The organism is Halorubrum miltondacostae, assembly GCF_041379815.1.
GTDB classification, from domain to species: Archaea; Halobacteriota; Halobacteria; order Halobacteriales; family Haloferacaceae; genus Halorubrum; species Halorubrum miltondacostae.
Genome location: NZ_JBEDNY010000002.1, coordinates 209,282 through 225,104, shown reverse-complemented (window position 1 = coordinate 225,104; position 15,823 = coordinate 209,282). Strand labels below are relative to the sequence as shown.

Here is a 15,823-nt window from a genome sequence, read left to right as displayed (position 1 = left end):
AAGTCGGCGACGAGAAGACGCGGAAGTGCTGATGGCGGGTCGGGACGGGGAGGACCGTCAGTCGGCCGGCTCCGGCTCCTCGGTCTCCGCGGCGGCGGCCTCCGCGGCCGCTTCGGCCTCCTCGGCGGCCTCCTCTTCCTCTTTCTTCGCTTTGATCTTCTTCATGCGGAAGATCTCCTCGCGCTCCTGCTCTTCGAGCTTCTGCTCGATGTACTCCTGGTTCTCGTAGAGGCTCGGCAGCAGCGTGAACTCGAGGGCGTTCACGCGGCGCTTCGTGGTCTCGATCTCCGTGAGCATCTTCTTCATCGCCGTCTCGACCTCGGCGGCGAGGATGATCTTCTCCAGCAGTTCCTCGTAGGCGTCGGCCGCCTCGTCGATCCGCGCCGAGGAGCCGAGCAGGCCGTACCCACGCTCGTCGAGGCTCTTCTGGACCTTCGAGGACTCGATCTGCGGGACCACGACGCCCATGATGTTCTTCGACTGGGTCGTGATCTCGGGGTGCTCTTTCAGCGCCGCGGCCGCGCCGCGGACCGCCACGTCGCCCTCCATCGCCCGGGCCATGTCGATCTTCCGCTGGGCCGTCTCGTAGTTCTCGGAGACCTCGGACCGGACGTCTTGCGCCTGGTCGAGGATGTCCATGAACTCCATGATGAGCCCGTCGCGCTTCTGTTCGAGCGTGTCGTGACCGCGCTCGGAGAGCTCGATGCGGTCCTCGATCGCCATCAGGTTCTTCCGCGTCGGTTTGACGTCCTTGGCCATCTTGTGGGTAGGTTCCGCTCCGAGGCGCTTAATTCTTTTCAGACGTGCCGGATCGGCCGGACAGCCGCCGCGGGTCGGCCTCCGAGCGCGGTCGCCGCGGCGCGGTCGCTGGCGAAGGTGGCGATCGCGGGGAAAAGGTGAGCCGAGGCGTCAGTCGGCCGCTTCGACGACCTTGCGCTCGGAGTCGTCCTCGCGGTAGTGCTCCTCGATGAACTCCTCGTCGATCCGGTTGAGGGCGTCCTTCGGCAGCATCGAGAGGAGGTCCCAGCCGATCGAGAGCGTCTCGTCGATGTCGCGGTTCGTCTCGAAGCCCTGGTCGATGAACTCGGACTCGAACGCGTCCGCGAAGTCGAGATACTTGTTGTCGAGCTCCGACAGCGCCTCGCGACCGACAATGTTCACGAGGTCGCGGAGGTCCTCACCCTCCGCGTACGCCGCGAACATCTGGTCTTTCACGTCGGCGTGGTCGGCGCGGGTGAGCCCCTCGCCGATCCCGTCGTCCATTAGCCGCGACAGGCTGGGGAGGACGTTGATCGGCGGTTGGAGGCCCTGGCTGTTGAGGTCGGGGTCGACGTAGATCTGCCCCTCTGTGATGTACCCGGTCAGGTCCGGGATCGGGTGAGTGTCGTCGTCGCCCGGCATCGTGAGGATCGGGATCTGCGTGACCGAGCCGTCGCGGCCCTTGATCCGGCCCGCGCGCTCGTACAGCTGCGCCAGGTCGGTGTACATGTACCCGGGGTACCCGCGGCGGCCGGGCACCTCTTCGCGGGCCGCTCCGATCTCGCGGAGCGCCTCGCAGTAGTTGGTCATGTCCGTCAGGATGACGAGGACGTGGTAGTCCTTCTCGAAGGCGAGGTACTCGGCCGTGGTGAGCACCATCCGCGGCGTGACCGTCCGCTCGACGGCGGGGTCGTCCGCGAGGTTCATGAAGACGACGGAGCGCTCCAGCGCACCGGTGCGCTCGAAGTCCTCCATGAACTCGTTCGCCTCCTCCTGGGTGATCCCCATCGCGCCGAAGATGACGGCGAACTCTGAACCCTCCTCGTCGTCGCCGGCCTCCTCCTCTTCCGGCACGCTGGCCTGTCGGGCGATCTGCATCGCCAGTTCGCTGTGCGGCTGGCCGGAACTGGAGAAGATCGGGAGCTTCTGCCCGCGGACGAGCGTGTTCATCCCGTCGATGGCGGAGACGCCCGTCTCGATGAACTCCTCGGGGTACTCCCGGGAGTACGGGTTGATCGCCGCGCCGACGATGTCCTGTCGCTCCTCGGGGACGATCTCCGGGCCGTCGTCGATCGGGCGGCCGGAGCCGTCGAGCACCCGCCCGAGGAGGTCCTCGGTGACGGGCATCTTCATCGTCTCGCCTAGGAAGCGGACGGACGCGTCTCTGTCGATGCCTGAGGTGCCCTCGAAGACCTGGATCGCGACCACGTCCTCCGAGGATTCGAGCACCTGTCCGCGCAGCGTCTCCCCCTGTGCCGTCTCGATCTCGACGATCTCGTCGTAGCCGATCGCCTCGTCGACCTCGGCGTACACGAGGGGACCGCTGATCTCGGTGATGGTTTGATACTCTTTCATGATCAGTAGAGGCTCCGGAGCTCCTCGGTGATCTCCGACTTGAGATCCTCGACGTACTCCTCGTAGTCCTCTTGGACGCCGATACGGTTAATCCGCGGGGCCGACTCGATGTCGATGATCTCCTCGACCGGGACGCCAGCGTCGAGCGCGTCGAACGCCTCGTCGTTGAACGTCTGGATCGTCGTCAGCATGAGGTATGTCTTCTCCGGCGGACAGAACGTGTCGACCGGGTGGAACGCGTTCTGCTGGAGGTACGCCTCGCGCAGGTAGCGCGCGACCTCCAGGGTGAGCTGCTGGTCGTCGGGCAGGGCGTCCTTCCCGACGAGCTGGACGATCTCCTGGAGCTCCGTCTCCTCGTCGAGCACGTCGACCGCCCACTGGCGGCGCTCCGCCCAGTCGTCGGCGACCTCGTCCTCGAACCAGGGGTCGAGCTGGTCTTTGTACAGCGAGTACGACTCGTTCCAGTTGATCGACGGGAAGTGGCGGCGCTCCGCTAAGTCCGCGTCGAGCGCCCAGAACGTCTTCACGATCCGCAGCGTGTTCTGGGTGACCGGCTCGGAGAAGTCACCGCCGGGCGGCGACACCGCGCCGATCGCCGAGACGGAGCCCTCCGTCCCGTTGATGTTCTCGAAGTAGCCGGCGCGCTCGTAGAACTGCGCCAGGCGCGCGGCGAGGTACGCGGGGTACCCCTCCTCGCCGGGCATCTCCTCCAGCCGGGAGGAGATCTCGCGCATCGCCTCCGCCCACCGCGAGGTGGAGTCGGCCATGAGCGCCACGTCGTACCCCATGTCGCGGTAGTACTCGGCGATCGTGATCCCGGTGTAGATACAGGACTCACGCGCCGCGACGGGCATGTTCGAGGTGTTCGCGATGAGCGAGGTGCGGGCCATCAGCGGGTTGCCGTTGGCCGGGTCCTCGAGCTCCGGGAAGTCCTCGATGACCTCGGTCATCTCGTTGCCGCGCTCGCCGCAGCCGACATAGACGATGATGTCCGCGTCGGCGTACTTCGCGAGCTGGTGCTGGGTAACTGTCTTCCCCGAGCCGAAGGGGCCGGGGATCGCGGCCGTCCCGCCCTTCGCGATGGGAAACAGGCCGTCGAGGATGCGCTGGCCGGATACCAGCGGCGTCCGCGGCGTCTTCTTGTCGTTGGCGGGGCGCGCCTCGCGCACCGGCCACTCCTGGTGCATCGAGATCTCCTCGCCGTTGTCGAGCTCGACCACCGTCTCGGTGACGTCAAAGGATCCGGACTCGGCGGCGACGACCTCGCCGCCCTCGTAGTCCGGCGGCACCATGACCTTGTGATCGATGGTGACCGTCTCCTCGACGACCCCGACGATGTCGCCGGGCTCGACGACGTCGCCTTCGGCGACCTCGGGCTCGAACTCCCACTCCTCCTCGAGGTCGATACCAGGCGCGTCGACCCCGCGGTCGAGGTACGGACTGCCCATCTTGCCCTCCAGCACGTCCAGAGGGCGCTGAACGCCGTCGTAGATGGCGTCCAGCATCCCTGGGCCCAGGTCGACCGACAGCGGCTCGCCCGTGTTCTCGACGGGTTCGCCGGGGCCGACGCCGGAGGTCTCCTCGTACACCTGAACGGTCGTGAGGTCGCCCTCGATCTCGATCACTTCGCCCATGAGCCCTTCGTCGCCGACGTAGACGACGTCGTTCATGCGGGCGTTGAGATCGCGGGCGGTCACGACCGGACCGCTCACGCTCTGAATGACGCCGCTGTCTTCGACGGCGTCGGTTGTGTCTGCTTTGCTCATATTAGTCGTCTTCCTCCATCAGGTCGATGCCGATGGCGCGTTTGATCTGGTCGCGGAGCCCGCCGCTGCCGGCTCCGGAGCCGCCGAGCGTCACGAGGACCGGCTCGATGCTCCCCTCGACCGACTCGCGGGTCCCCCGCGAGAGGTGGTCGAGGTCGTCGTCGTGCATCACGATGATGCCGACGTTCTCGTCGTCGAGCGTCCGCTCGACGGCGTCGTCGAGCTGCTCGTCTTTCTCGTCGTCCGGGACGTTCTCGAACGCCCGGACGCCGGCGAGGCGGAACCCCGTCGTGAACTCGGGACTGCCGACGACCGCTATCTCCTGGCTCATGTTATCACCAGCTCCGATTCGATCTCGTCGGGCGAGAGCCCGGCCTCCTTCCCGCGGGCGATCGCCCGGATGTTCTCCGTCTCGCGCTCCTTCGCGAGGATGTACGAGATCACCGGGGTGACCGACACCGGGTGGATCGTGCCGAGCCGGTCGCCGTACGCCAGCAGCGCGGCGTCGATCGCGTGTTCGAACGCGATGAGGCTGTCCGCCTCCTCGAGCTCTCGCAGCGCGGGCCCGAGCTCCTCGCCGTACTGGCTGTCGCCGATGTACTCGACCAGCTCGTCGAGGTTCTGCGCCAGCCGCGCGAGCGACGAGCGGGTGAACAGGTCGCCGCCCTCGATGAAGTACGCGGCAGGGTCGATGTCCGCCCCCGAGCGGGCGAGCCGGAGCGCGTTCGTCGCGTTCCGGAAGTCGACCTCCGCCTTGAGGAACGACTCGTACTGCCGGGTCGGCTCGTCGCCGCCGAGCCCGGCGAGAAGCCGCTCGTAGAACGCGCGGTCGACCGCGTTCTCCAAGGGTACCAGCACGTCCGTCTCCTCGAACTCGGCGTACGCCTCCCGCAGCGGTTCCCCGTAGATCGTGTCTTCGAGGACCTCTATCACGCCGTCGACGGAATCGGCCTCCAGCAGTCGGCGGATCCGACGGTCGTCGAACTCGCCGGCGCGGATCAGGTCGACCTCGACGGCCGACTGCTCCGCGTCGGTGTAGACGCCGCGGATGACCGTCTTCACGTTCCAGGCGTCGAACTTCCGGAGGTACCGGGCGATCAGGTCGTACAGCGACCCCTCGCTCCAGTCGAGGATGGCGTCGAACTGCTCGGCGAGGTTCCGGTTCAACGCGTACTCGATCAGGTCCACGCCGCCGTGGCGACTGCCGAGCGCGTTGACCTCCTCGCCGTAGGTCGACTCCTCCATGAACCGGGCGATCTCGGCCGGGCCCATCCGGGTGAGCTTCCGGTACTCCTCGTCCCCGAAGAGGCTGCCGCGGCGGGCACGAACCCGCGCGACGACGTACTCGGGGTTCGGGCTGCCGGCGGCGCTCATTGGTCGAACAGCCGCTCCGAGATGTTCTTCAACTCGTCGTCCCAGACGGACTCCAGGACCGAGTCGAACGTGTTGTTCACGCGAACGCGGGAGGTGTCGCTCTCCGCGACGACACCGCCGAGACAGTCGACCTCGCCGTCGACCTCGGCGTTGCGGTCCGCGACGAGGTCTTCGAGCAGGTCGACGTCCTCGGCGCGGGTGTAGACGGCGACGTCCTCGTCGTCGTCGAACTCCGCGAGTGTCGCGTCGAGCAGGGCCTCGGTGAGCTCGCGACGATCGTCGCCGTCGAGGGCGCCGATGGCCGCCTCGACGTCGTCGTGGACGTCCTCTAAGACGTCACGGCGAGCGCCGAGCCGCTCCTGTTTGGCCTCGAGCTTCGCCGAGGAGAGCGTCTGTTCACGCTCCTGGTCGATCTGGCTCTCGACCTCGGCGAGCCGCTCTTCGCGGATGCGCTCCGCGTCGGCCTCCGCATCGGCGACGATCTCGTCGGTCTCCGCCTCGGCCTGTTCGCGGATCTCCTCCGCACGCGCGCGGGCTTCGTCTCGAACGTCCTCAACGACGGTTTCCAAACTCATTGGTGTGGAAGGAAGTACCGCTTAGACGATGAAGACGACGACGAGTGCGAGGATGACGATCGTCTCGGGAAGGACGGTCAGGATGAGCCCGTTGACGAAGAGGTCGTCGTCCTCGGCCATCGCGCCGACGGCGGCCGACCCGATACCGCGCTCCGCGTAGCCTGCGCCCAGCGCCGCGAGCCCGACAGCGAGCGCCGCCGCGGCGTTGGGGTCAGTCAGCGTTCCACCGGTCTGCAGTGCGAGGTTCCCGAGTTCGTTGGTAGCTTCAAACATTGGTAGTAGTTGTGGTTGCTCGTCTCCGAACGGTAGGTAGTTGCCCCTAGAAGAGTCATAAAGCTTCCCAAAACGACCGGGCAGAAGACGGGAGAACGGAGGCGAGAGCGGGCGCTATCGGCGTCGGAACCCGACGGAACCGTCGGGGGTGACCGATCGCGAAGCGGCGAGACCGACGGACGACGGACGGTCGAGTCGACCGTCAGTCGTCGCGGGTGTACTTCCGGTCACGACCGAACGGGAGGTACGCCCGGCCGCCGCCCTCGTAGAAGTTCCCGAAGAACTCCACGTACTCGAGGCGGACCGCCTGGATGCCGGCGGACGTGACCCCGAGCAGCAGGACGACGAGGTGGCCGACGACCGCGACAAGGATCCCGCCGACCAGCGCGACGACGCCCACGAGGCCGATGGCGGCGGGGTCGAACGCGGTGGTGATCCCGGCGAAGACCAGCTCCTCGCTCGGCGTCTCTTGGACGTGATGGAGGTGCTCCGCCGAGAATATGAAGTGGAAGCTCCCCTCGCCGCCCTTGTCGATGTACGCGCCGAACGCGAGCAGGTTGACGGCGAGCGCCATCCCGCCCTTCGCGAGCAGGACGGCCATGATCCGGGCGTACGAGATCACGTTGACGATGGGCGAGAGGAACTCCGCGAGCTCCGGCGGTTCGCCGATGCCGAGCAGGACGAGCCCGAGGAGCGCGGCGAGGGCGCCGGCGATACCGACGACGACCGGGAAGCCGCTGAACGAGACCACGCCGAACGTGAGCAGCGACACCGACTCGAACAGGAAGTCGGGCTTCGGGCCGGGGACGTGCTGGCTGAAGATCCAGATCCACGCGCCGTTGAGGATCAGGAGCCACGAGCCGGCCTCGTAGAGCGCGTGCTTCACGTCGTGTTGCTGGAGCGTGCTCACGAACGAGAGCGCGTGGCCGATGTTCAGGTGGACGATGCCGAACACCACGCTGACGACGAGGAACGAGAGCCCCCAGTCGAGGTCGGCCGGCGAGAGCCCCTTACCGGCGACCGGCCAGTGGACGTCGCCCGGCAGCAGCTGGTAGGCGTGGTAGCCGAACAGGTCGATGCCGAAGTAGATGCCGAACAGTATCGTGAAGCCGCCCGCCCACATCGCGACGGAGCCGAGTTCGCGGAACGCGCCCTCGAATCTCGAGTACATGAAGAACCCGATAGCGGCGTACAGGACGCCGTACCCCACGTCGCCGATCATGAACCCGAACATCGCCGGGAACGTGAGAAAGACGAGGAGCGTCGGGTCGAACTCGGAGTACTTCGGCCGCCCGAACGCCTGAACGAGCAGTTCGAAGGGACCGGCCGCGCTGCCGTTGTCCTGGACAACCGGCGGGTCGTCGGTACCGTGCGCCGCGTGGCCGCCGTCCGTGGCGGCCTCGGGCTCGGCGGTCGCGTCCTCGGTGTCACCGCCGCCGGCCGCTTGGGAGGGCGACGCCGCGCCGCCGGTCTCCGCGACCGGCTCGGCGTGGTGGTCGCCGTCGGGCGTGAACGACGCCCGTTCGAGCTCCTCGACCTCGACGTGGTCGCCGACGGCGTCGACGATCGCCGCCTCGAAGTCGGGGTACGACTCGGTCGGCACCCACCCCTCCGCGACGAACGCGTTCTCGGTGGTCGCGAACGAGAGCGGCGCCTCCTTCTTCTCCGCCTCGATGGTGAGCGCCTCCTCGGCGCGCAGCAGGAAGCCCGCCGCCTCCTCCTTCACCGAGTCGAGCTCCGCCTCGACGCCGGCGAGCTCGTCGCGGAGGTCAGCCTGCTCGGCCTCCAGCTCCGCGACGTACTCCTCCGGGCTTGCGTCAGCGTTCGGGACGTCGAGCAGCGCGATGTCGACGCCGACGAGGGCGTCCTGGACGACGCCCTCGGCGTCGCCGTCGACCGGCTTCGCGACGATGGCGAGCACGTCGCCGCCGACGAACACGTCGAAGACATCGATCGTCTCGGCGTCTTCGAGCGCCGCCTCGACGGCGGCCGGCTTTGCCTCGCCGACGACGACCTCAACCGAGTCGTAGCCGCGCAGGTACTCGAGGTCGATCCCGAGCTCCGCGAACGGCTCCATCCGGTCGATCTCCTCCTGCCGGTCGCGGATCGCGCCCTGGAGCTCGTCGCGCTGGTCGTTGAGGTCGTTGACGCGGTCGCGGACGCGGTCGAGCTCGGCGTCGAGTTCGTCGTCGTCGAGCGACCGGGCGACCTCGGCGTCATCCGCGTCGACGTCGAGGATGCTCTCGAGCGACCGGACCGTCACGAGCCGCTCGTTGACGGTCTCGGCCCCCTCGAGCGACGTCCCGGGGTCGAACCCCTCGTACCGGTCGTCGTAGTCCGTGACGTGCAGGGAGTGGTGGGCGTACGCCGCCTCGATGACGTCGTCGATGACGCGCTTCGAGCCCGTCACCGACACCCGGCTCATCTGCTCAGGCCTGAGCATCCACCGCCTCCTCGGCCTCGTCGTGGACCGCCGCTTCGAACTGCTCGACGGCGTAGTCGACGGCCGATTCCACCCGGTCGCGGGCCTCGCGTTCGAGCTCGTCGCGGTCGGCACGTCCCGATTCGAGGATCTCCTCGCGCCGCTCCTCGATCTCCGCTCGGGCCGCTTCGAGCCGCTCTTCGGCCTCGGACTCCGCCTCCTCCTCGGCCTCGGCGCGGATCTCGTCCGCGCGCTTTCGAGCTTCGGCGAGGCGCTCTTCGGCGTCCGATTCAGCGTCCGCGATGATCTCGTCCGCCTCCCGTTCGGCCTCCTTGATCGAGTTGAGCACCTCTGGTCTCGCCATGCTACTAATCGCCTGAAACTCTACTAGCGATGTATAAGGTGTTTGCGAAAGCCCGCGGGGTTGCGCGCGGACGTCGGGCCCGTTCCGGAGGGATTTCGGACCGAACCGCGGCGCGGGTCCGATCGCCGCCGCCTACATTTAAGTAGCAGTCGCCGGACCGTCACCGTATGGCAACGGTGTATGCGGTCGCGTCGGCGAAAGGTGGGGTCGGGAAGACCACCACGACCGCGGCGGTGGCGACGATCCTGGCGGACTCGGGCGCCGACGTCGTCGCGATCGACGCCGACCTCGGCATGGCGAACCTCGCGGGCGCCGTCGGGGTGACGCCCGGCGAGACCACCCTCCACGACGTCCTCGCCGGCGAGGCGGAGCCCGAGGCGGCGGTCCGCGAGGGACCGGCCGGACTCCGGGTCGTGCCGGGGGCGGCCGACCTTGACGCGTACGCGGCCGTGGACCCCTCGGGGCTCCGGAGGGTCGTCGAGGCGTTCGCCGACGCCGACTACGTGTTCGTCGACGCCGGCGCGGGGCTGTCGCACGACTCCACGCTGCCGCTCGCGATCGCCGACGAGGCGCTCCTCGTCTCGACGCCGGAGCGGAGCGCCCTCGGCGACACCGAGAAGACGCGGCAGCTGACGGAGCGCCTCGGCGGGACCGTCGCCGGGGGCGCGATCACCCGCGTGGCGGCGGACACCGACGAGGTGGTCACGGCGCTGCTGGACGCCCCCGTTCTCGGGCGGATCCCGGAAGACGAGGCGGTGGCTCGGGCCGCCGCCGCGAACGGCACCCTGGCCGCAATCGCACCGGACGCGCCGGCGACGCGGGCGTACCGCGACCTGACTCGCGCCCTGACCGGCGCGGACGTCGACGGCGTGGGACTCGCCGAGCCCGCAGCCGACGCCGCGGGCGGAACCGAGGCGGACAGCGCGGAGGCCGGCGACGCGGGAGCCGACGACGGGCCGACCGCGGCGGACGACGACGCCGTGATCGTCGACGACGGACCGGCGGCGGACGACGCGGACGGCAGTGATTCCGAAGCGGCGAGCGAGCGGGACGACGCCGACGAGGAGGCGCGCGAGGCCGCGGCCACCGAGGCGGGGCAGGAAGCGGGCGCGGAGCCCGAGTCGGACGAGGATATCATCGTCGCGGACCCCGACGCGAGCGGCGTGGCCGAGCCGGGCGACGGCGACGACATCATCGTCGCGAGCGAGAGCGAACCGGCGGGCGACGTCGCGGACGAGGACACGGACAAAGACCGAGGCGACGAGACAGACGAAGGCGGAGACGATATCGCGGACGAAGACCGAGGCGACGAGACAGGCGAAGCCGGGGACGACGTCGCAGGCGAGGACACGGACGAAGGCGGCGACGACGACACGGACGAGGCCGGTGACGGCGACACCGACGAGGGCGCACGCGACGCCGGCGGCGAGCCGGAGGAGTTCGTCGAGAGCGACGATCCGACTCAGGAGACCGGCGGCGACGGGGCGAACGGCGACGAGGCTGGCGGAACCGACGCCGGTGACGAGTCCATGGCCGGAGGGAGAGCGGCCGCCGAGCTTGAGGCCACCGGCCCGGACGACGCGACGGAGGAGGATTCGGACGCGATCCCCGACGCGGACGAGACGGCGCGCGAGGCGGCCACCGGACCCGACGAGGCGGACGGCGAGGGGGCCGCGAGCGCTGACTCGGCGGCGGGAGACGACATCGACGACGAGCTCGCGGGGAGCATCCCGTTCCGCGACGACGACACCGGGACGATGAACACCGTGCTGTCGGAGGAGGACGAGGAGGACGGCGAGGAGACGATGGACGACGGCGACTCGCCGTCCGCTGACGACGAAGACGAGGGCGGCAGCGGGTTCTTCAGTCGGTTACTCGGTCGCTGAACGGAGCGCGGCGGTCCGTCAGGCCTCGGAGGGGGCGCGGGCGCGGTCGCGGATCAGCTCGCGGATCTCCTCAGGGTCGGTGACCGCCGCGAGCTCCTCGCAGGAGACCAGCGCGGTCCCGTCGACGGACTCGCGCTTCTCGTCCTCCTCGGTGAAGTACACCGAACGGGTCCGGGCCACTTCGCCGATAGACGACATGATCCGGGCGCGCTTCTCGGCCGCGGCGGTGAACGCCGAGTGGCCGGTGAGCACGCGCGTCGCGGGGCTGTCCTCGTCCTCGGAGACGGCCTTGAACGGGGCGCGGGCGGTCGGGTGGACGGTGAACCCCGCGCTCGTGAGCACGTGGAGGACGTGTTCGTCGTCGGGGTCGGCCGCGGGGGCCGACGGGGTCGGCTCCGAGTCGCGGACGTCGTCCGCGCCCTCGAGCACGTCGACCGGGCTGGAGAACGGCTGGTCGAACAGCTCCTCCAGCTGGATCGCCACCTCGATGGAGGCGTTCATGCCGTCCTCGTACTTCGAGACGGTGCGGCGGGAGACGCCAAGCTCGTTCGCGAGGCGACCGAGCGACCAGCCGCGCTCCTCGCGCTCGTCGGCGAGGAGGTCGCCGTCGAGGCTGACGTACAGCCCGCCGGGGGCGGCATAGATGAGCGGCGGCATCCCCTCGACGAAGAGGTCGTAGGCGGTGTCCGGGTTGATCACCGGCACGCCGTGTCGGAAGTAGACGACGCCGGGCTTCAGCTCCTCGTCGCGGGTCCGGATCCCGATCACCATCGGCGTCCCCCTGAGGTACTCGCCGAGCCGGCGCATCTCCGCGCCGGTCTCCGCGTCGAGGGCGTCGACGTTGCCGAGGATCTTCAGGAGGAGGAGGTCCTCGTCGCGGCGGGCCGCCACGTCGAAGCTCTTGGGCCGGACCGCACACCGGTCGCTGACGAGGAACCCTGCGTCCTCCAGCATCGCGGTGACGTTCCCGATGAGCGCAGTCCGGGACATAGCCGAAACAAGCGTCTCGCCGTATATATGCGTTGTGTCGCCCGCTCGCCGACGAACCCACCGCCCGCGGGCGATTTCTCCCGCTCGCGACGGGAAACGGTTATATACTCGACCGGCGCCGAAATCGGCTCAGCCGGCCGGGAGCGGTCTCGACCGGCCTCGAAAGGGGCTTGTCTCGCCGCCGCGAACGCCGCGTCATGCCGATCGTCGCCGTCGACGACACCGACTCCCGCGAGCGCGGGATGTGTACGACCTATGTGGCGACGCGGATCGCGGAGCGCCTCGCGGACGCCGGGGGACGGGTCCGACGCCGGCTGCTCGTCCGCCTGAACCCGGCCGTGAAGCACAAGACGCGCGGGAACGCCGCGGTCGCGCTCCACGTCTCGGACGTGGACGCGGAGGCGGCCGCGTCGGTCGCCGCCGAGACGGTCGCGGAGTTCGCCGCGGCCGCGGACCCGCGGACCTCGCCGGGCGTCGTCGTCGCGGACGTGGACGTCGCCGGCGATCCCTTCGACCCGACCGGAGCCCCAATCCCGGATCCGGTGGCTGCGTTCGGGCGACGCGCGCTCCGCGAGCGCCTTTCGGTGGCGGAAGCGACCGAGCTGGCCGACGAACATGGACTCCGACACGTCGCGGTCGGGTCGGCGGGCGGCGCCGACGAGGCGAACGCGGTCGCGGGCCGGGGCCGGATCGGCGCGCTCGCCGCGGTCGGCGCGCCGGCCGCGTTCGACGACTGGACGGTCGAGCGCATCGCCTACCGGGAGCTCAACCGCTGCGGGACGCACCGCGAGGTCGACCGCGAGAGCGTCTTCGCCGCGGCCGACGAGGGGTACCCGACGGTCTGGGACACGGTCGACCGCGAGACGGGGAAAGCCGTCTGCGTGCCCAACGCGCCCGGCCCGATCCTCTACGGGATCCGCGGCGACGACGCGGCCGAGTGCCGGGCGGTGGCGGCCGCCATCGACGGCGAGGCGGTCGAGCGGGCCGCGACGTTCCTCACGAATCAGGGCACCGACGCCCACCTCGCGCCCGGGCGGATCGGCGATCTCCGCGACGGCGCGGGCTACCGAGTCGCCGGGACGGTGGCGAGCGCCCCGGAGACGAAGCGGGGGGGCCACGTCCACGTCGACGTCGCGGGCGACGCTCCCGGAGCGGGTGGCGACGGGGGAAAGGACGCCGACCGCCTCCGCGCCGTCGCGTTCGCCCCGACAGGCCGGTTCCGCGATCGCGTCCGGGCCCTCCGGCCCGGCGACCGGGTGACGCTCTGCGGCGAGCACGAGCTCCGCGACGACGCGGACGGACCGGGGAGCACCCTGAAACTGGAGAAGTTCGCCGTCCGCGACCTGGTCCGGACCGCGCCCGCGGTGCCGACCTGCCCGGACTGCGGCCGCTCGATGTCGTCGGCCGGGCGCGGTCAGGGGTACCGGTGTCGCGACTGCGGGACGAGCGCGCCGGGGAAGGTCGCGAAGCCGGTGGAGCGCGACCTCGAGGCCGGCTGGTACGAGGTCCCGCCGAGCGCGCGCCGACACGTCGCGAAGCCCCTCGTCCGCGGCGGATTCGACGCGCCGACCCACCCGGAGCGATAAAGTGCTCGCCGCGAGAGCGGACCGACGTGACTGGGATCGTCTTCCACGCGACGGAGCGGCGCGACGCAGTCGTCGAGTTCTACCGCGAGCGACTGGACGCGACGGTGCGGCTCGAACAGCCCGACTGTACGATCCTGGAGTTCGACGGCTTCCTGTTCGGGTTCTGCGAGCGCGACGAGGCCGACGACTGCGGCATCCTCACGTTCGTCTACCCGGACCGAGACGCGGTCGACGCCGCGAGCGAGCGACTCGGCGACGCGGTCGTGACGCCGCCGCGAGAGAACGAGACGTACAACATCTACCAGTGCTTCGCCGAGGACCCCGAGGGCCGGACCGTCGAGTGCCAGGTGTTCCTCGACGACGCGGTCGACATCGAGTGAGGCGGTCGGAGAGGGTCGGGGGCGACAGACTGCGCTCAGTCGTCGAGGTCGTGGGCGTCGCGCCACGCCGCCGCCCGCTCCTCGGCGGCCTCCGGGTCGTCGAGCCGCTGCCGCTCGTAGGTCGACTCGTCGACCGCCTGCTCCATCACGTCGAGGCGGGCGACGACGCCGCCGGCCGACCGCTCGCGGAGCCTGACGGTCGCGTACCCGTCCGATCGCTCCCACTCGGTGACAGTGCCGTCGTCGCGCTCCAGCGACCAACTCATACCCGGGCGGACGCGCTCCGCGGCTAAAGCGATGCGGTTCCGAGGCGGTCGCGCGGGGCTCCGCCGGTCGGCGTCGCTCGTCCCCGCGGGTCAGTCGCTCGCGCTCGGCGACCGGCCCGCGCTCGGCTGCTCCCCGGCGTCCGGGGTGGCCGCGTATCCGCACACCGGACAGACGACGTACCCGAGTGAGTCGTACGGGACCGACGTCGAGGGGGCGCTCACGTCACACTCGGGACAGTCGAACGTCGCAGCGTTCTCAGTTGACATGCTATAACATACCTATCTACGACATATAGTTATGCGCTGCTTTCTACCTCGTCAACGCCACCCTACTTATATACCGAGTCCGAACTCCGGCGCGTGACCGACGACGCATACGCGAGCGGGGCGGGAACGGAGAGGTCGACCCGACCGCACGAGCAACGACGCGAGCGGACCGCGCGGCGGCTAGGCGAGGTCGACGCGGCCGGGCTGGTCGCGTTCCCGAGCCGCAACCTCCAGTACCTCACCGGCTTCGCCGAGGAGCCGGGCGAGCGGCACTTCTTCCTCGTCGTGCCGGCGGCGAGCGCCGCCGACCCGGAGCCCGCGCTGCTCGTGCCGGCGCTGTACGAGACGCAGGTCCGCGAGGCGACGGCTGTCGGGGCGGTCCGGACGTGGGCCGACGGCGAGGACCCGGTCGCGGCGACGCGCGAGCTGCTCGCCGACAAGGGGCTCGACGCCGGGCGGCTCCTCGTCGACGACACCATGTGGGCCCAGTTCTCACAGGACCTCCGCGCGGCGGCCCCCGACGCGGCGTGGGGGCTCGCGAGCGAGGCGCTCGCCGACCTCCGGGTCCGGAAGGACGAGGCCGAACTGGCGGCGTTGCGCGAGGCCGCCGCAGTCGCGGACGCGGTCGTCGGCGACCTCCGCGAACTGGGCGCGGACGCGGTCGGGATGACCGAGTCCGCGCTCGCCGAGTGGGTCGCGGAGCGACTGGCCGAGCGCGGGGGCCGTGGCGTCAGCTTCGAGACGGTGGTCGCGGCGGGCGAGAACGGCGCGAAGCCCCACCACGGCCACGGCGACCGAGAGATACGGGCCGGCGAGCCGGTCGTCCTGGACTTCGGGACGCGCGTCGACGGCTACCCCTCAGACCAGACGCGGACCCTCGTCTTCGACGGCGAACCGGCCGAGGCGTACGCCGAAGTCCACGAAGTCGTGCGCGAGGCGCAGGCGGCCGGGGTCGAAGCCGTCGAGCCCGGCGTCCCGGCGTCCGCCGTCGACCGCGCCGCGCGCGAGGTGATCGAAGCGGTGGGGTACGGCGACGCGTTCGTCCACCGGACCGGCCACGGCGTTGGCTTGGACGTCCACGAGGAGCCGTACCTCGTCGCCGGCAACGACCGCCCGCTGGAGCCGGGGATGGTCTGCTCGGTCGAGCCGGGGATCTACCTCGACGGGCGGTTCGGCTGTCGGATCGAGGACCTCGTGGTCGTCACCGAGGACGGCTGCGAGCGGCTGAACCGCACCGACCGCGGGTGGGACTGACGGCCGTCGAGGGGGGCGGCCGGGTCCCTGACGGAGCGAGAAACACGGGGATCTGCGTGTCGAGCGTCGATACGCGAACGCGGGAG

General features: G+C 70.0%; 16 protein-coding genes. 4 read left to right on the top strand and 12 right to left on the bottom strand.

From position 1 onward, the window contains the following. Positions 1 to 57: 57 nt before the first annotated feature. The 9 genes from ABNG04_RS06615 to ahaH all read right to left on the bottom strand — a co-directional run bounded on the left by ABNG04_RS06615 (position 58) and on the right by ahaH (position 9,108). Complete coding sequence (locus ABNG04_RS06615; protein ID WP_371161120.1) at positions 58 to 759, bottom strand: V-type ATP synthase subunit D; 702 nt, start codon at positions 757 to 759, stop codon at positions 58 to 60. Between the two features lie 150 nt (positions 760 to 909). Then, positions 910 to 2,334 (bottom strand): V-type ATP synthase subunit B, encoded by a 1,425-nt coding sequence (locus ABNG04_RS06610; protein WP_371161119.1) that lies wholly within the window; start codon positions 2,332 to 2,334, stop codon positions 910 to 912. A 2-nt stretch (positions 2,335 to 2,336) separates the two neighbouring features. After that, positions 2,337 to 4,100 carry an ATP synthase subunit A gene (locus tag ABNG04_RS06605; protein WP_371161117.1) on the bottom strand — a complete coding sequence of 588 codons (1,764 nt, stop codon included), beginning with the start codon at positions 4,098 to 4,100 and terminating at the stop codon, positions 2,337 to 2,339. Position 4,101: 1 nt separating this feature from the next. After that, complete coding sequence (locus ABNG04_RS06600) at positions 4,102 to 4,431, bottom strand: V-type ATP synthase subunit F (protein WP_371161115.1); 330 nt, start codon at positions 4,429 to 4,431, stop codon at positions 4,102 to 4,104. Continuing rightward, positions 4,428 to 5,474, bottom strand: coding sequence for a V-type ATP synthase subunit C (locus ABNG04_RS06595; RefSeq protein WP_371161113.1), 1,047 nt, complete (start codon positions 5,472 to 5,474; stop codon positions 4,428 to 4,430). The genes ABNG04_RS06600 and ABNG04_RS06595 overlap by 4 nt, the downstream gene beginning before the upstream one ends. Further along, the gene (locus ABNG04_RS06590) at positions 5,471 to 6,049 is read right to left on the bottom strand and encodes a V-type ATP synthase subunit E (RefSeq protein ID WP_371161111.1); all 579 of its coding nucleotides are present in this window, start codon (positions 6,047 to 6,049) and stop codon (positions 5,471 to 5,473) included. The genes ABNG04_RS06595 and ABNG04_RS06590 overlap by 4 nt, the downstream gene beginning before the upstream one ends. 21 nt (positions 6,050 to 6,070) lie before the next feature. Then, positions 6,071 to 6,322, bottom strand: a complete 252-nt coding sequence (locus tag ABNG04_RS06585) for a V/A-type ATP synthase subunit (RefSeq protein WP_297884521.1) — start codon at positions 6,320 to 6,322, stop codon at positions 6,071 to 6,073. A gap of 202 nt (positions 6,323 to 6,524) precedes the next feature. Next, the gene (locus ABNG04_RS06580; RefSeq protein WP_371161941.1) at positions 6,525 to 8,747 is read right to left on the bottom strand and encodes a V-type ATP synthase subunit I; all 2,223 of its coding nucleotides are present in this window, start codon (positions 8,745 to 8,747) and stop codon (positions 6,525 to 6,527) included. A 4-nt stretch (positions 8,748 to 8,751) separates the two neighbouring features. Further along, positions 8,752 to 9,108, bottom strand: coding sequence for an ATP synthase archaeal subunit H (ahaH, locus tag ABNG04_RS06575; protein WP_371161109.1), 357 nt, complete (start codon positions 9,106 to 9,108; stop codon positions 8,752 to 8,754). 167 nt (positions 9,109 to 9,275) lie between these two features. On the opposite strand from ahaH, the gene ABNG04_RS06570 reads away from it, so the two are divergent. After that, a complete protein-coding gene (locus tag ABNG04_RS06570) occupies positions 9,276 to 10,994 on the top strand; it encodes a nucleotide-binding protein (protein WP_371161108.1) in 1,719 nt (572 codons plus the stop codon). Between the two features lie 18 nt (positions 10,995 to 11,012). Here the strand turns inward: ABNG04_RS06570 and ABNG04_RS06565 are convergent, their stop codons facing one another. Further along, a complete protein-coding gene (locus ABNG04_RS06565; RefSeq protein ID WP_297884517.1) occupies positions 11,013 to 11,984 on the bottom strand; it encodes a transcriptional regulator in 972 nt (323 codons plus the stop codon). A 197-nt stretch (positions 11,985 to 12,181) separates the two neighbouring features. Between ABNG04_RS06565 and ABNG04_RS06560 the strand changes: the two genes are divergently transcribed. Further along, a complete protein-coding gene (locus ABNG04_RS06560; RefSeq protein WP_371161106.1) occupies positions 12,182 to 13,570 on the top strand; it encodes a TiaS agmantine-binding domain-containing protein in 1,389 nt (462 codons plus the stop codon). Positions 13,571 to 13,596: 26 nt separating this feature from the next. After that, entirely contained in the window at positions 13,597 to 13,950 is a 354-nt protein-coding gene (locus ABNG04_RS06555; RefSeq protein WP_371161104.1) for a VOC family protein, read from the top strand. Positions 13,951 to 13,985: 35 nt separating this feature from the next. Here the strand turns inward: ABNG04_RS06555 and ABNG04_RS06550 are convergent, their stop codons facing one another. Together ABNG04_RS06550 and ABNG04_RS06545 are read right to left on the bottom strand one after the other, a co-directional pair. Continuing rightward, positions 13,986 to 14,216, bottom strand: a complete 231-nt coding sequence (locus ABNG04_RS06550) for a DUF7543 family protein (protein WP_371161102.1) — start codon at positions 14,214 to 14,216, stop codon at positions 13,986 to 13,988. Positions 14,217 to 14,306: 90 nt separating this feature from the next. Further along, positions 14,307 to 14,483: a hypothetical protein gene (locus ABNG04_RS06545; RefSeq protein WP_371161100.1), complete on the bottom strand. Its 177-nt coding sequence runs from the start codon at positions 14,481 to 14,483 to the stop codon at positions 14,307 to 14,309. Between the two features lie 93 nt (positions 14,484 to 14,576). On the opposite strand from ABNG04_RS06545, the gene ABNG04_RS06540 reads away from it, so the two are divergent. Beyond that, positions 14,577 to 15,737, top strand: coding sequence for an aminopeptidase P family protein (locus ABNG04_RS06540; RefSeq protein ID WP_371161098.1), 1,161 nt, complete (start codon positions 14,577 to 14,579; stop codon positions 15,735 to 15,737). The last annotated feature ends 86 nt before the right edge of the window (positions 15,738 to 15,823 follow it).

Excerpts from the sequence above, each read along its gene's own strand:
- ABNG04_RS06615 (WP_371161120.1), bottom strand. The coding sequence starts at position 759 with ATGGCCAAGGACGTCAAACCGACGCGGAAGAACCTGATGGCGATCGAG.
- ABNG04_RS06610 (WP_371161119.1), bottom strand. The coding sequence starts at position 2,334 with ATGAAAGAGTATCAAACCATCACCGAGATCAGCGGTCCCCTCGTGTAC.
- ABNG04_RS06605 (WP_371161117.1), bottom strand. The coding sequence starts at position 4,100 with ATGAGCAAAGCAGACACAACCGACGCCGTCGAAGACAGCGGCGTCATT.
- ABNG04_RS06600 (WP_371161115.1), bottom strand. The coding sequence starts at position 4,431 with ATGAGCCAGGAGATAGCGGTCGTCGGCAGTCCCGAGTTCACGACGGGG.
- ABNG04_RS06595 (WP_371161113.1), bottom strand. The coding sequence starts at position 5,474 with ATGAGCGCCGCCGGCAGCCCGAACCCCGAGTACGTCGTCGCGCGGGTT.
- ABNG04_RS06590 (WP_371161111.1), bottom strand. The coding sequence starts at position 6,049 with ATGAGTTTGGAAACCGTCGTTGAGGACGTTCGAGACGAAGCCCGCGCG.
- ABNG04_RS06585 (WP_297884521.1), bottom strand. The coding sequence starts at position 6,322 with ATGTTTGAAGCTACCAACGAACTCGGGAACCTCGCACTGCAGACCGGT.
- ABNG04_RS06580 (WP_371161941.1), bottom strand. The coding sequence starts at position 8,747 with ATGAGCCGGGTGTCGGTGACGGGCTCGAAGCGCGTCATCGACGACGTC.
- ahaH (WP_371161109.1), bottom strand. The coding sequence starts at position 9,108 with ATGGCGAGACCAGAGGTGCTCAACTCGATCAAGGAGGCCGAACGGGAG.
- ABNG04_RS06570 (WP_371161108.1), top strand. The coding sequence starts at position 9,276 with ATGGCAACGGTGTATGCGGTCGCGTCGGCGAAAGGTGGGGTCGGGAAG.
- ABNG04_RS06565 (WP_297884517.1), bottom strand. The coding sequence starts at position 11,984 with ATGTCCCGGACTGCGCTCATCGGGAACGTCACCGCGATGCTGGAGGAC.
- ABNG04_RS06560 (WP_371161106.1), top strand. The coding sequence starts at position 12,182 with ATGCCGATCGTCGCCGTCGACGACACCGACTCCCGCGAGCGCGGGATG.
- ABNG04_RS06550 (WP_371161102.1), bottom strand. The coding sequence starts at position 14,216 with ATGAGTTGGTCGCTGGAGCGCGACGACGGCACTGTCACCGAGTGGGAG.
- ABNG04_RS06545 (WP_371161100.1), bottom strand. The coding sequence starts at position 14,483 with ATGTCAACTGAGAACGCTGCGACGTTCGACTGTCCCGAGTGTGACGTG.